11 protein-coding genes are annotated in these 13,111 nt (G+C 68.4%); 4 read left to right on the top strand and 7 right to left on the bottom strand.

Annotated elements, in window-relative coordinates; genetic code table 11:
* From ASD35_RS04865 to ASD35_RS04850, 4 genes are all read right to left on the bottom strand, one after another.
* Entirely contained in the window at window positions 1–345 is a 345-nt protein-coding gene (locus ASD35_RS04865; protein WP_056873765.1) for a YciI family protein, read from the bottom strand.
* Complete coding sequence (locus tag ASD35_RS04860; RefSeq protein ID WP_056873764.1) at window positions 338–559, bottom strand: DUF350 domain-containing protein; 222 nt, start codon at window positions 557–559, stop codon at window positions 338–340. The genes ASD35_RS04865 and ASD35_RS04860 overlap by 8 nt, the downstream gene beginning before the upstream one ends.
* Before the next feature lie 9 nt (window positions 560–568).
* The gene (locus tag ASD35_RS04855; protein WP_056873763.1) at window positions 569–2,167 is read right to left on the bottom strand and encodes a DUF4178 domain-containing protein; all 1,599 of its coding nucleotides are present in this window, start codon (window positions 2,165–2,167) and stop codon (window positions 569–571) included.
* Window positions 2,168–2,417: 250 nt separating this feature from the next.
* Window positions 2,418–3,449, bottom strand: coding sequence for an SPFH domain-containing protein (locus ASD35_RS04850; protein WP_056873762.1), 1,032 nt, complete (start codon window positions 3,447–3,449; stop codon window positions 2,418–2,420).
* A gap of 115 nt (window positions 3,450–3,564) precedes the next feature.
* Here ASD35_RS04850 and ASD35_RS04845 point away from each other — a divergent pair, with 115 nt between their 5' ends.
* The 3 genes from ASD35_RS04845 to clpB all read left to right on the top strand — a co-directional run bounded on the left by ASD35_RS04845 (window position 3,565) and on the right by clpB (window position 7,321).
* On the top strand, window positions 3,565–4,038 hold the full coding sequence (locus tag ASD35_RS04845) for a molybdenum cofactor biosynthesis protein MoaE (RefSeq protein ID WP_056873761.1): 474 nt from the start codon (window positions 3,565–3,567) through the stop codon (window positions 4,036–4,038).
* Window positions 4,035–4,400, top strand: a complete 366-nt coding sequence (crcB, locus tag ASD35_RS04840; RefSeq protein WP_056873760.1) for a fluoride efflux transporter CrcB — start codon at window positions 4,035–4,037, stop codon at window positions 4,398–4,400. The genes ASD35_RS04845 and crcB overlap by 4 nt, the downstream gene beginning before the upstream one ends.
* 326 nt (window positions 4,401–4,726) lie before the next feature.
* Complete coding sequence (clpB, locus tag ASD35_RS04835; protein WP_056873759.1) at window positions 4,727–7,321, top strand: ATP-dependent chaperone ClpB; 2,595 nt, start codon at window positions 4,727–4,729, stop codon at window positions 7,319–7,321.
* A 24-nt stretch (window positions 7,322–7,345) separates the two neighbouring features.
* Here the strand turns inward: clpB and ASD35_RS04830 are convergent, their stop codons facing one another.
* Window positions 7,346–8,674, bottom strand: coding sequence for a GGDEF domain-containing protein (locus ASD35_RS04830; RefSeq protein ID WP_056873758.1), 1,329 nt, complete (start codon window positions 8,672–8,674; stop codon window positions 7,346–7,348).
* A gap of 16 nt (window positions 8,675–8,690) precedes the next feature.
* Complete coding sequence (locus tag ASD35_RS04825) at window positions 8,691–10,010, bottom strand: GGDEF domain-containing protein (protein WP_056873757.1); 1,320 nt, start codon at window positions 10,008–10,010, stop codon at window positions 8,691–8,693.
* 205 nt (window positions 10,011–10,215) lie between these two features.
* Here ASD35_RS04825 and ASD35_RS04820 point away from each other — a divergent pair, with 205 nt between their 5' ends.
* Window positions 10,216–11,094 carry a sterol desaturase family protein gene (locus ASD35_RS04820; protein ID WP_235538242.1) on the top strand — a complete coding sequence of 293 codons (879 nt, stop codon included), beginning with the start codon at window positions 10,216–10,218 and terminating at the stop codon, window positions 11,092–11,094.
* A gap of 14 nt (window positions 11,095–11,108) precedes the next feature.
* Here the strand turns inward: ASD35_RS04820 and ASD35_RS04815 are convergent, their stop codons facing one another.
* Window positions 11,109–13,103: a prolyl oligopeptidase family serine peptidase gene (locus tag ASD35_RS04815; protein WP_056873756.1), complete on the bottom strand. Its 1,995-nt coding sequence runs from the start codon at window positions 13,101–13,103 to the stop codon at window positions 11,109–11,111.
* Between the last annotated feature and the right edge of the window lie 8 nt (window positions 13,104–13,111).

Below are 13,111 nucleotides of genomic sequence, written 5' to 3'. Positions count from 1 at the left end.
TCAGAACGACACCGGCTGGGGCAGCGCCTTGCTCCAGAAGAAGATGTCCCAGCCGGCGCGCAGGCCGCCAGTGGTGAAGGGGTCGGTCGCGATCAGCGCCTCGACGGCCGCCCGGTCCGGAGCGCGGACGACCCACAGGCCGCCCACCGGCGTCGCCTCGGGCGACTCCCGCAGCGAGCCGGCGGCGCGCAGCGCGTCTCCATGCGCAGCCACCCATTCGAGATGAGCTTGCAGGAGCTGCCGACGCAGCGCCGCACTGCCCGGCTTGTCGTGCAGGCGCACGGCGAACAGCGTCCAGTCTTCGTGCGCGTTGGTCGTCAGCGCCGCGAGGTCGTGGTCAGCCATGGATCGCCGCAGCGACGATGTTGCCGATGGACAGGCACATCGCCCCGACCACGATGGCCAGCGCCACGTTCTTGTGCTCGACGAGCTCCTCCCACAGCTTGTAGGGGGTGATCTTGTCGACGATGACGAACGAGATCCAGAAGATGAAGACGCCGATGACGGCGTACATCGTCGTGCCGAGGATGACTTCGGGCTTGAGCCAGTCGAGGGTCATGAGGTTCTCCTATTTGTGGCTGCCGCCACCGCTGCTGTAGCCGCCATAGCTGCCGCCACTGGGGATGTAGACGCCGCTGCCGCGCGTGTTGGCGCGGCACTGGCGGTATTCGTTGCTGTTTTCGCCGAAGCTGTTCTTGTACTGCTGGCAGTCGTCGCTGGAGCAGGCGCGGATCAGCGTGCCGATGATCACCATCAGGAACAGGCCGACGACGATGTAGACCAGCAGCTTGGCACCGCTGTTCTTGAAGGCCGAGGCATCGCGGCCGAACTGGGCCGCGGGCGCGGTCAGGCCGAAGGCCTTCTGCACCGCCTCCGCCGGCAGCGTGCGGCCGACGCTCCAGGTGACTTCCGGCCCCTGCTGTTCGCGGCTCAGCAGGTACTGGCCGTCGGCGCTGGCGTAATCGGTGACCTCGACGCGGTCGTCCAGCCGCACGGGCCAGTAGAACTCGCCCAGCACATGCGTGGTCTTGGCCTGGTAGGTCCAGCGCTTCTCGTAGGCCCGGCCCTGCCACTGGGTGCCGGCACGCGACTGCGTCGGCGCGCCGGTCAGCGTGCGCACGAGGCTCCAGCCTTCGTTGGTGTCGACCAGGAAGGCAAAGCCGGCCAGGCGGTTGAAGAGCAGGTACTCGCGCCAGAAGCTCTGCTCGTCCTCGGTGTCATCCGGGATGTCGCAGCGCCCCAGGTAGCCGACCACCTGCCAGGCCTGCGCCTTCTCGCCCTCGACCGTCAACGTGCCGGTGCGGCCCAGCGGGATCAGCGGCGCCGTATCGGGGCTCTGGGCGGTGAAACCCAGCGCCTTGGCGTCCCCCTCGGGCAGGTCGACGACGGCCTGGCACTGCGCGCAGACCATGCTCTTGGTCTGCGACAGCTTGGGTTCCAGTGGCGAGCCGCAGTTCGGGCAGGCGATGCTGCGGCCGGCGAAACGGCCTTCAGCAACGGACTCGCCCTCGGCCGTCGTGCGCAGGCCTTGCAGGGCCAGCTCGGCCAACTGCACCGCGCGGCCGACCGACCAGACCGGCGTGCCGTCCTCGCGCAACTCCAGGCTGCCGACCTCGTCCTGTGCGTTGCGCAGCTCGACGACGCGGCCCGCCCTGGGCGGGCGCGGCAGTTCGCCCTCCGCGGCGCGCACGGCAGCGTTCACCACGGCGGCCACCTGCCAGCGCTGGCCCGCCAGCGTCAGCGGAGCGCCGACCTGGGGTTCGGGCGGCGGCGCCTCGGTGAGCGGCGCCTCCAGGCTGAGCACGAACTGGCCGTTGTCCTCGCTGAGCCAGGCCACGCGCGGCGTGTCACCACTGGCGTCGAACAGCAGATGCCATTCGTTCCAGTTGCCCAGCTCGGAGCCGCGCTGCACGCGGCCGACGACGGCGAAGCCGCTGCCCATCCAGCGCCCGGTGGCGCCGAGCTGCAGCGGCGAATAGTCTTCGAAGATCTCGGCGCTCTGGCCGATCTGGCTCAGCGTCTCGCCGTCACGCAGCAGCGTGCTGCGGCAGAAGCCGCAGACGGCGCTGCGCGACGCCGCACTGGCGAACTCGACCGGCGCGCCGCAGTTGGGGCAGGCGGCGCGCCAGCGGCGCTGGGCGGCTGGCGCCTGAGGGCCTGTGGACACTACGGCAGTAGGCCGCGAAGGCCATCCGCCAGGGGCCAATCAAGGCGCAACGCGCCGCCCGCATTGATACGCGGGCAAGCGGTGCAACGCGGAGTGGCCCCTGGCGGATGGCCTTCCCTGCGGGTTGCGGCCAGTAAGCCCGCGCGCGGCGTTGCGAAGCCTCGCTTGGGGCCTACCCAAGCTTCGTTTCGCGCCTTGCTCGCGGGCTTACTGGCCACAACGCGGCCTGCTGCCGTAGTGTTCACAGGCCCTAGCCAAGTTTCTTCAGGAGGTCCGCTTTTTTGGCGGCGAATTCCTCGTCGGTCAGGATGCCCTTGGCCTTGAGGTCGCCGAGCTTCTCCAGCAGCGAGACGATGTCTTCAGGCTTGCTGGCCGCCGGCGCGGGCGCGGCGGCACCGACGCCGGCCAGGCCCTGGCCCAGCGTCTGCGCCAGCGTCTGGCCCAGCGCCACGCCGGCACCCAGGCCGATGGCCTCGCCGGCAATGCCACTGCCGCCGCCTGCGGCGCCCTTGGCCATCTCGGGCAGGGCTTGCGCGGCCTGGTACTGCATGAACTGGCCCATGTTCTGGCCGATGATGCCCATGCCGATGCGCTGGTCGAGGATCTTCTGCAGTTCCTCGGGCAGCGAGACGTTCTGCATCGTCACGGACAGCAGCTCCAGGCCCAGGGCCGCGAAGGCCGGCGCGGTGGCTTCCTTGAGCGCCGCGGCGAACTCGACCTGGTTGGCCGCCAGGTCCAGGAACGGCGTACCGCTGCCGGCGACGGCGTCGCTGATGTGCTGCAGCATCAGGCCGCGCAACTGGCCTTCCAGCTCTTGCACCGTGTAGCGCTCGCGCGTGCCGGAGATTTGCGTGTGGAAGGCCTTGGGGTCCTGGATGCGGTAGGCGTAGTTGCCGAAGGCGCGGATGCGCACGGCACCGAAATCCTTGTCGCGGATGGACACCGGCTGGCTGGTGCCCCAGCGCTGGTCGATCTGCTGGCGCGTGCTGAAGAAGTAGACGTCGCTCTTGAAGGGCGACTCAAACAGCTTGTCCCAGTTCTTCAGGTACGTCAGCACCGGCAGGGTCTGCGTCGTCAGCTTGTGCGTGCCGGGCCCGAAGACGTCGGCGACCTGGCCTTCGTTGACGAAGACGGCCACCTGGGATTCGCGCACGACGAGCTGGCCGCCGTTCTGGATTTCCATGCCGGACATCGGGAAGCGGTACGACAGCGTGCCGTCACCGTCTTCCGTCCACTGGATGACGTCTATGAACTGTTTCTTGATGAAATCCATCAGAGCCATATGGGTCCCGCAAGCGGTCTAGGTAATAAAACGACGCGCAGTATGCGGCGCGCCAGCGGCGCATCGCGCGCCAAACTGGTGAATCTCACCGCGCGTGGAGGCGAGAATCTGTGCCATGGCCAGAGTGTGCATCCAGACGACGGACTTTGATCTCAGCAAGGAAGCGGACGCGCTGCGCCTTGATGATGGCGGCGTCGGCGCCGTCGTCGCCTTTGTGGGCACCGTGCGCGAGCACAGCAGCGGCGCGGCCGTGTCGGCCATGGAGCTGGAGCACTACCCCGGCATGACCGAGGCGGCCATCGAGGCGATGGTGGACGCGGCACTGGCGCGCTTCGACATCCGCGCCGCCAAGGTCATCCACCGCGTGGGCCGGCTCGATGCGCGCGACCAGATCGTGTTGGTGCTGGTCACCAGCGCCCACCGCGGCCAGGCGTTCCAGGCCTGCGAGTTCCTGATGGACTACCTCAAGACCCAGGCGCCGTTCTGGAAGAAGGAACACACGCCCGACGGCGCGCACTGGGTGGACGCCCGCGTGGCGGACGACGAGGCGCTGGCGCGCTGGGGCATTTCGGGCGGGAACGCGGCATGAACGCGCTGGCCGTCTCCATTGGCGCGGCACTGGGCGCGCTGACGCGCTGGCAGGCCGGCGTGATGTTCAACACGCGCTGGGCCGGGTTCCCGCTGGGCACGCTGCTGGTCAACCTGGTCGGCGGGCTGCTCATCGGCATGGCGCTGGAATGGTTCGGCCGCCAGCCGAACGAGTTGCTGAAACTCTTGCTGGTGACCGGCTTCCTGGGCGGGTTGACGACCTTCTCGGCCTTCTCGGGCGAATCTTTGGCGCTGCTGCGCCACGGCGACTTCGGCATGGCGGCCGCGCACACGCTGGCCCATGTGCTGGGAGCGCTTTTTGCCGCCTGGCTGGGGATGAAAGTGGTTCAGTCCTTGATTTAGCGCAACTTGAAAAGCGCGTCCGGGCGCCCACTTGGCTTCGCAACCGGAGGAAAAGGGCCTGTTAACGCTACGGGAGCAGGCCGCGTTGTGACCAGAAGGCCGGCGAGCAAGGCGCACACCGGAGCCGGGTTGGCTACCCGGCGAGGATGTGCAACGCCGCGCGCGGGCTTTCTGGTCACAACCCGAAGGGAAGGCCATCTGCCAGGGGCCACTCGGCGTTGCACCGCTGGCCCGCATATCGATGCGGGCTGCGCGATGCGCCTTGATTGGCCCCTGGCAGATGGCCTTCGCGACCTACTCCCGTAGCGTTAACAGACCCCTACACCATGCGTGCCGACAAGCTGACCACCCGTTTCCAGGAAGCCCTGGGCGAGGCCCAGAGCCTGGCCCTGAGCCGCGACAACCCCTATATCGAGCCCGTCCACGTGCTGTCGGCCATGCTGGCCCAGCAGGACGGCCCCGGCGCGCTGCTGGAGCGCGCCGGCGTCCGGGCGCCCGCGCTGAAGATGGCGCTGGACGGCCTCATCGCCGGCCTGCCCCAGGTCAGCGGCGCGGGCCAGACGGTGCAGGCCGGGCGCGACCTGGTGGCGCTGCTGCAGGCGGCCGAGAAGGAGGCCACCAAGCGCGGCGACCAGTTCATCGCCAGCGAGATGTTCCTGCTGGCGCTGGCCGACGCCAAGACGGACCTGGCCGGCGTGGTGCGGGGGCACGGCCTGACGCGCAAGGCGCTGGAGGCCGCCATCGAGGCGGTGCGCGGCGGCCAGAAGGTCGATTCGGCCGAGGCCGAGGGCCAGCGCGAGGCGCTGAAGAAGTACACGCTGGACCTGACCGAGCGCGCCCGCCAGGGCAAGCTGGACCCGGTCATCGGCCGTGACGAGGAGATCCGCCGCGCCATCCAGGTGCTGCAGCGCCGCAGCAAGAACAACCCCGTGCTGATCGGCGAGCCGGGCGTCGGCAAGACGGCCATCGTCGAGGGACTGGCGCAGCGCATCATCAATGGCGAGGTGCCGGATTCCCTCAAGAACAAGCGTGTGCTGGTGCTGGACATGGCGCTGCTGCTGGCCGGCGCCAAGTACCGCGGCGACTTCGAGGAGCGCCTCAAGGGCGTGCTCAAGGAGGTGGCCCAGGACGAAGGCCAGACCATCCTCTTCATCGATGAGATCCACACGATGGTGGGCGCCGGCAAGGCCGAGGGCGCCATCGACGCGGGCAACATGTTGAAGCCCGCGCTGGCGCGCGGCGAGCTGCACTGCATCGGCGCGACGACGCTGGACGAATACCGCAAGTACGTCGAGAAGGACGCGGCGCTGGAGCGGCGCTTCCAGAAGGTGCTCGTCGACGAACCCAGCGTGGAGGCGACCATCGCCATCCTGCGCGGCCTGCAGGAGAAGTACGAGGTGCACCATGGCGTGGAGATCACCGACCCGGCCATCATTGCCGCGGCCGAGCTGAGCCACCGCTACATCACCGACCGCTTCCTGCCCGACAAGGCCATCGACCTCATCGACGAGGCCGCGGCCAAGATCAAGATCGAGATCGACTCCAAGCCCGAGGCCATGGACCGGCTGGACCGCCGCATGATCCAGCTGAAGATCGAGCGCGAGGCCGTGCGCAAGGAGAAGGACGAGGGCTCGGTGAAGCGCTTCGGCCTGATCGAGGAAGAGCTGCTGAAGCTGCAGCGCGAGTACAACGACCTCGAGGAGATCTGGACCGCCGAGAAGGCGCAGGCCCAGGGCTCGGCGCATGTGAAGGAAGAGATCGACCGCATTCGCCAGCAGATCGAGGAGCTCAAGCGCAAGGGCGACTTCAACAAGGTGGCCGAGCTGCAGTACGGCAAGCTGCCCGAGCTGGAGAAGAAGCTGCACGACGCGCAGGCCAAGGAGGCCGGCAAGGCCGGCGATGCCAGCCGCCCGCAGCTGCTGCGCACGCTGGTCGGCGCCGAGGAGATCGCCGAGGTGGTGGCGCGCGCCACCGGCATCCCGGTGTCCAAGCTGATGCAGGGCGAGCGCGAGAAGCTGCTGCAGATGGAAGGCAAGCTGCACGAGCGCGTGGTCGGCCAGGACGAGGCCATCCAGGCCGTGTCCGACGCCATCCGCCGCTCGCGCGCGGGCCTCTCCGACCCGAACCGGCCGCTGGGCTCCTTCCTGTTCCTCGGCCCCACCGGCGTCGGCAAGACCGAGCTGTGCAAGGCGCTGGCCGGGTTCCTGTTCGACAGCGAAGACCACATGGTGCGCATCGACATGAGCGAGTTCATGGAGAAACACTCGGTGTCGCGCCTGATCGGCGCGCCGCCCGGCTACGTGGGCTACGAGGAAGGCGGCACGCTGACCGAGGCCGTGCGCCGCAAGCCCTATTCGGTGCTGCTGCTGGACGAGGTCGAGAAGGCGCACCCGGACGTGTTCAACGTGCTGCTGCAGGTGCTGGACGATGGCCGCCTGACCGACGGCCAGGGCCGCACGGTGGACTTCAAGAACACCGTCATCGTGATGACCAGCAACCTCGGCTCGCAGCACATCATGGCGCTGTCGGGGCAGGGAGACGACGTCATCCGCGAGGCGGTGTGGGGCGAGGTCAAGAGCCACTTCCGACCCGAGTTCCTGAACCGCATCGATGAAACGGTGATCTTCCACGCGCTGGGCGCCGACCACATCAAGTCCATCGCCAGGATCCAGCTGCGCCAGCTCGAGGCGCGCCTGGACAAGCTGGAGATGAAGCTGGACGTCAGCGAAGCCGCGCTGGATGAACTGGCCAAGGTCGGCTTCGACCCGGTGTTCGGTGCGCGGCCGCTGAAGCGGGCCATCCAGCAGCGCGTCGAGAACCCGCTGTCCAAGCTCATCCTGGAGGGCAAGTTCGGGCCCAAGGACCTGATCCCGGTCGACGTGGACGGCGGCGAGTTCAGCTTCGACCGCGTCGTGCACTGAGGTGGCCGCAGCCACAGCGAGCGCTCAAACCGTCGTTGGCGAGTCGCTCTGCTGCGTCTTGTCCGTCTCGACCCGGTTGCGACCGGCTTCCTTGGCCCGGTAGAGCGCCGCATCGGCGCGCTTGAGGGCGTCTGCCGTGGAGCCGCCGGGCGGCGCCAGGGCCACGCCGAAGCTGGCGGTCACGGCGATGCGGCCGTCGGGCCCGTCGATGTTGCTCTGCTGCACGCGCTCGCGCAGCTTCTCGGCCACCCGGGCGGCGTCACGGATGCGCGTGCCTTGGCAGGCGATCAGGAACTCCTCGCCGCCCCAGCGACCGAAGACGTCGCTGGCGCGCAGGTTGGCGGCGACGACGGCAGCGATGCGCCGCAGCACCTCGTCGCCGCGGTCATGGCCGTGGCGGTCGTTGATGCGCTTGAAATGGTCGATGTCCAGCAGCACCAGGGTCATGCCCTGCGCCGCGGCCTCGAGGTCGTCCAGCGACTGCTCCAGGCCGCGCCGGTTCAACACGCCGGTCAGCTCGTCGATGGTCGCCAGGCGGCGCAACTTCTCCTGCTCGATGCGCAGCTGACGGGTGCGCGCCGTCAGCGCGTCGATCTCGCGAGCCTGGCGGTTGTAGCGCTGGCGCAGCCGCGTCCAGCCGCGCAGGGCCATCACACTGGCGGCCAGCAGCCAGGCCACCACGATGCCCAGGTAGACCTGGTCCCGGCTGACCCACTGGCCCTTGAGCACCATGCGGCGCACTTCCAGCTCGTGCACCTGGCCCGGCTGGACCATGATCACGTCGATGGCCACGCTGACGGCGTTCTGCAACCCCGGCCGGTTGTACTCGCGCGCCAGGTCGAACCGGTGGATCCACCAATCGGGCACGGTCAGCTCGTTCAGGTCCACCCGCACCGGCGTGCCGATGTCGCGCAGCCGCAGGTTGACCGAATGGAAGCGCGCGCTGTTGATGTCGTCGGGTTTGGAGAAGCGTGGGTCGAAATTGCGCACGGCCAGGCGCACGAACGGCGACGGGCCCTTGTACGACAGGTCGACCTCGATGCTGTCGAAGTGGCTCAGGTCGCGCCCTTGGCTGGGGTCATTCCCGCTGAGCACGTAGGTCAGGCCGCAACCCATGTAGGTCTCGAGGCGGGTGTAATGGCAGCGCAACCGCCGCTGCTTCGCGGCGTCGAGCCAGCGCAACGAGGTTTGGTTGTCGGGGTCGGCGACCGTCATCAGATAGGGCCCGCGGGCGATGCCCGGGCCCTTCAGGTCCAGCGTCCGCGCCGGCAGCAGCTCCACACCGGCCAGCACCGCCAGCGTCAGCGCGATGCCCGCCGTCAGGCTCCTGGGGGTGCTCAGGTCGAATCGCACGCGGTGGGCCCGGGGTTCAGACCGTCGTCGGCGCCTCGCTTTGCAGCGTGCGGTCCATCTCGACGCGGTTGCGACCTGCGTCCTTGGCCCGGTAGAGCGCCGCGTCGGCGCGCTTGAGGGCGTCGGCCGTGGAGCCGCCGGGCGGTGCCAGGGCCACGCCGAAGCTGGCCGTCACGGCGACCCGGCCACCGGCGCTGTCGATGTTGCTCTGCTGCACGCGCTCGCGCAGCTTCTCGGCCAGGCGGGCCGCGTCACGGATGCGCGTGCCCTGACAGGCGATCAGGAACTCCTCGCCGCCCCAGCGGCCGAAGACGTCGCTGGCGCGCAGGTTGCCCGCGACGACGGCGGCGATGCGCCGCAGCACCTCGTCGCCGCAGTCGTGGCCGTGGCGGTCGTTGACGTGCTTGAAGTGGTCGATGTCCAGGATCACCAGCGTCATGCCTTGAGCCGCGGCCTCGAAGTCCTCCAGCGACTGCTCCAGGCCGCGCCGGTTCAACACGCCGGTCAGCTCGTCGATGGTGGCCAGGCGGCGCAGCTTCTCCTGCTCGATGCGCAGCTGGCTCGTGCGCACGGTCAACGCATCGATCTCGCGTTGCTGGCGGTTGTGGCTCTGGCGCAGCTGGCTCCAGCCGCGCGTCACCATCAGCGTGGCGCCCAGCAACCAGCCGCACAGGATGGCGAGATAGACCCGGTCACGGCTGATCCACTCACCGTTCAGCACCAGGCTGCGCAGCTCCAGTTCATGCACCTGCCCGGTGAGGTCGCTGGGCAGGTCGATGGTCAGCGCGGTCGCGTTCTGCAGGCCGGGGCGGTTGTACTCGCGGGCCAGGTTGAACTGCTGGATCCACCATTCCGGCACCGTCAGCTCGCTGAGCTCGATGCTCACCGGCTTCTCGATGTCGCGCGGTCTCAGGTTGACCGAGTGCATGCGCGCGCTGTTGGCGTCCTCCAGCTTCGAGAACCGCGCGTCGAAATTGCGGATGGACAGGCGGATGTAGGACGACGGGCCCTTGTAGCGCAGGTCCATCTCCAGCGTGTCGAACCGGCCCAGGTCCCGGCCGCGGGCGGGGTCGTCGCCGCTGAGGATGAAGGTGAGGCTACAGGGCTGGTACTTGTCGAAGCCGGTGTAGTGGCACTTCCAGCGGAAATGCTCGGCATCGATCCATTGCACGGCCGCCTGGTTGTCGGACGAGGTCTGCAGGAACAGGTTGCTGACGGCGCCCGGCGCGGTCAATTCCAGCTTGCGTGTCGGCAACAACTCCTGGCCGGCCAGGACGGCCAGCGTCAGCACGATGCCTCCGATGAGGAGGTGGGTATTGCTCAGGTCGTGGCGCACTTCGTGGGTGTTTCCACTGTCGGGATGCGGGCACTTTAGGGCCTGACGACAGCGCCGTCTGCCCCGTCCGGCACGGCGTGTGGCAAATGTCCGGCGGCTGTCACCCACGTGAGCCGCGCCGCATGGCGAGCGGTAATTTGCCGCAGTCTGCCACCTGGGTTTTACCGTGAAGAGGGTGCGCCGGTTTCGCGCCAACATGGCGGTCATGGACTGGCTGCTCGACCTCTACCACCAGCATGGCGACTGGCGCGATCTGACGCTGGTGATTTTGTCGCCCGTCTTCGGCGTCTTCCTCGCGATGGAGGCCTGGCGCTTTCGCAAGACTGGCGTCTTCGACTTCCGCGACAGCTTCGACAGCCTGAACAGCGGCGGTAGCTATCTGGTGTCTGACCTGATCCTGCTGGTTGTCCTCGTGTTGCCGGCCATGGGCTGGGTCTACGACCACCGCCTGTGGACGCTGGAGGTCACGCCGCTGCGCTTCGTCGCGCTGTTCCTGTTCGTCGAGTTCCTGTACTACGGCTTCCACCGGGCCAGCCACCGCATCCGCTGGTTCTGGTGCGCGCACGTCGTTCACCATGGCTCCGAGAAGATGAACTTCGGCACGGCGCTGCGGCAGAGCTGGTTCTACCCCGTCGCCGGCAACTGGCTGTTCTACCTGCCGGCGGTGTGGATCGGCTTCGAGCCGCGCTGGGTGCTGTTCGCGCTGTCGCTCAACCTCGGCTACCAGTTCTTCGTGCACACCACGTGGGTGAAGAAGATGCCGGCGTGGTTCGAGTTCATCTTCAACACCCCCTCGCACCACCGCGCCCACCACGGCCGCAATCCGCAGTACATCGACCGCAACTTCGGCGGCACGCTGATCGTCTTCGACCGTCTCTTCGGCACGTTCGTGCCCGAGCAGGAACCGGTGGACTACGGGCTGGAACACCCGTTCCCGACGCGCAACCTGTTCTGGCTGAACGCGCACGAGTGGCGTGCGATGTTCCGCGACATGCGCCAGGAGAAAACCTGGGGCATGCGGCTGGCCCACCTGTGGAAGCCGCCGGAATGGCGGCGGCACGGCAACGGCTTCAAGGACCGATAGCCGGCCGAAGATCGCTACTTCAGGTGCCGGGCCAGGAAGGTTTCCATGCGCTGCGCGAAGTCGATGCGGTTCTTCACGTTGCCGAAGCCATGCCCTTCGCCGGCGTAGGTCACCCACACGGGCTCGTTGCCCGCATCGCGCAGTGCCTTGCGCATGCGCTCGCCGTGAGCCAGCGGCACGCGGCGGTCGTCATCGGCAAAGGCCAGCATTACTGGCGCCTTGATGCGGGCCGCCTGCTTGACCGGCGAGTTGGCGGCCAGCATGGCAGCGTCCTTGACGGCGTCGCCCACCGCTTCGGGGATGGTGTAGCGGCGGCCCGTGCGGCTGATGTCGTCCTGAATCCACCACGAGCCGGTGGCGTAAAGGTCCAGGTCGGTCACGGCCAGCCAGGCCACGCCGCAGTGGTACAGCGCCGGATCCTTCGCCAGGCCCATCAGCGTGCTGTAGCCGCCATAGCTGGCGCCAGCGATGCAAGCCTTGTCGCTGGCGATGCCTTGCTTCTGTGCCCAGCGCAACGCGTCGGCCACGTCGTCCTGCATGGCCTGGCCCCACTGCTTGAAGCCGGCGCGGAAGTGCGTGTCGCCGTACCCCGTGCTGCCGCGAAACTCCGGCTCGATGACGACGTAGCCGCGCGAGGCGAGGAATTGCGCATCGGCATCCCAACCCCAGGTGTTGCCGCGCGCCCAGGGGCCGCCGTGTACCAGCACGACCGCCGGCAGCGGCCCCGCCGCTGCCGGCGAGCGCGTCACCCAGACCGGCAGCTCCAGCCCGTCGCGTGCGGGAATGCGCTGCAGCTCGACGATGGCCATGTCGTCCGGCTTCAGGTTCTCGCGCACCGTGCCCACGCTCATCCAGGCTTTCTCGCCCGCCTTCGGCTTGCCCTGGTACAGGTAGAAGCGGCCGGGGTCGCGATCGCTGAAGCTGCGCACCAGCGCCACCATGTCGGGCGTGCCGCACCTGCGGCAGCTGACGAGGTTGGACTGGCCGGGGAACAGGCGGTCCACGCGGGCCTGGAACTCCTTCATCGCCGGGTCGAACCAGGCGTTGGTCATGGCATCCACCAGCAGGCGCACGCCCAGCACGTGGCCGTTGGTCTCGTCGACGACCAGGTCGCCCGAGAAGTCGAAGCCGGGCGTCGAGACCAGGGGCGTGTCCTGCGGTTTGCGGCGCTCGAAGTCGTAGCGCTTCAATGCCCGCTGGCCGGCAGGGCCACTCGCCTCGCTGACATACAGGCCGCCGGCGTCGTCGACCGCCTCGACGCTGAACGGCGCGGACAACAGGTCGCTCTCGAACAGCGGCGTCCAGGTCTTGCTGCCGGGTGCTCGCCAAAGCGCGGCGCGGCGGCCTTGCTGGCGGGTGAAGGCGACCCGCAGTTCGCCGCGGCTGTCGGGCAGCCAGCCGACGCTGCCGGCGGGCTCGACGAAGCCGACATTGCGCATCAGCCCAGTGCGGGTGTTGAGCCACTTCGGCGTCTCGGTGTCGTCTTCGGCCGTGGAGAACTCGGCGATCAAGACCTCGTCGTTCCTGCCGCCGGTGGGCAGGCGCGGCACGGCCAGCACGCGGTGGTTCCAGTCGAGCAGCCGCTCGTCGACGGTGCCGTCGGTGATGACGGGCTTCCACTGGCGGCGCACCAACTGCCGGAACTTGCTGCCATCGGCGTTGACGGCGAACAGGCCCGGTGCGCCGCTGTAGCGCGCGCTGCCATCGAAGGTGTCCACCACGCCGTAGATCAACCGGTCGTCGTCCACCCAACGTGCGTCGTACACGTCGCCGTCCCTGAAGCGAGCCACCACGCTGGGCTTGCCGCCCTGGTCCAGGTCCATGACCACCAGGGCCAGGCGGTCCACACCCTTGGATGTCGTCAGCGCCAGCTTGCGGCCAGACGGCGACAGCACCACGTCGACCAGTTCGGCGTCCTTGTAGAACAGCTCGGCCGGCGGCGGCGCGGCGAGTGCGGCGCTGGTGAGGCCCATCAGCGCCAGGGCGGCGCAGCGCAGGAGTCTTGCCATGTCGGTGA

Origin of the sequence: Pelomonas sp. Root1444, assembly GCF_001426885.1 — a bacterium.
GTDB lineage: Bacteria > Pseudomonadota > Gammaproteobacteria > Burkholderiales > Burkholderiaceae_C > Pelomonas.
This window is presented reverse-complemented; position numbering and strand designations above follow the sequence as displayed.

What these genes read in the sequence shown, in the direction of transcription:
- clpB (WP_056873759.1), top strand. Translation starts at nt 4,727, where the DNA reads ATGCGTGCCGACAAGCTGACCACCCGTTTCCAGGAAGCCCTGGGCGAG.
- ASD35_RS04815 (WP_056873756.1), bottom strand. Translation starts at nt 13,103, where the DNA reads ATGGCAAGACTCCTGCGCTGCGCCGCCCTGGCGCTGATGGGCCTCACC.
- ASD35_RS04860 (WP_056873764.1), bottom strand. Translation starts at nt 559, where the DNA reads ATGACCCTCGACTGGCTCAAGCCCGAAGTCATCCTCGGCACGACGATG.
- ASD35_RS04820 (WP_235538242.1), top strand. Translation starts at nt 10,216, where the DNA reads ATGGACTGGCTGCTCGACCTCTACCACCAGCATGGCGACTGGCGCGAT.
- ASD35_RS04850 (WP_056873762.1), bottom strand. Translation starts at nt 3,449, where the DNA reads ATGGCTCTGATGGATTTCATCAAGAAACAGTTCATAGACGTCATCCAG.
- ASD35_RS04865 (WP_056873765.1), bottom strand. Translation starts at nt 345, where the DNA reads ATGGCTGACCACGACCTCGCGGCGCTGACGACCAACGCGCACGAAGAC.
- ASD35_RS04845 (WP_056873761.1), top strand. Translation starts at nt 3,565, where the DNA reads ATGGCCAGAGTGTGCATCCAGACGACGGACTTTGATCTCAGCAAGGAA.
- crcB (WP_056873760.1), top strand. Translation starts at nt 4,035, where the DNA reads ATGAACGCGCTGGCCGTCTCCATTGGCGCGGCACTGGGCGCGCTGACG.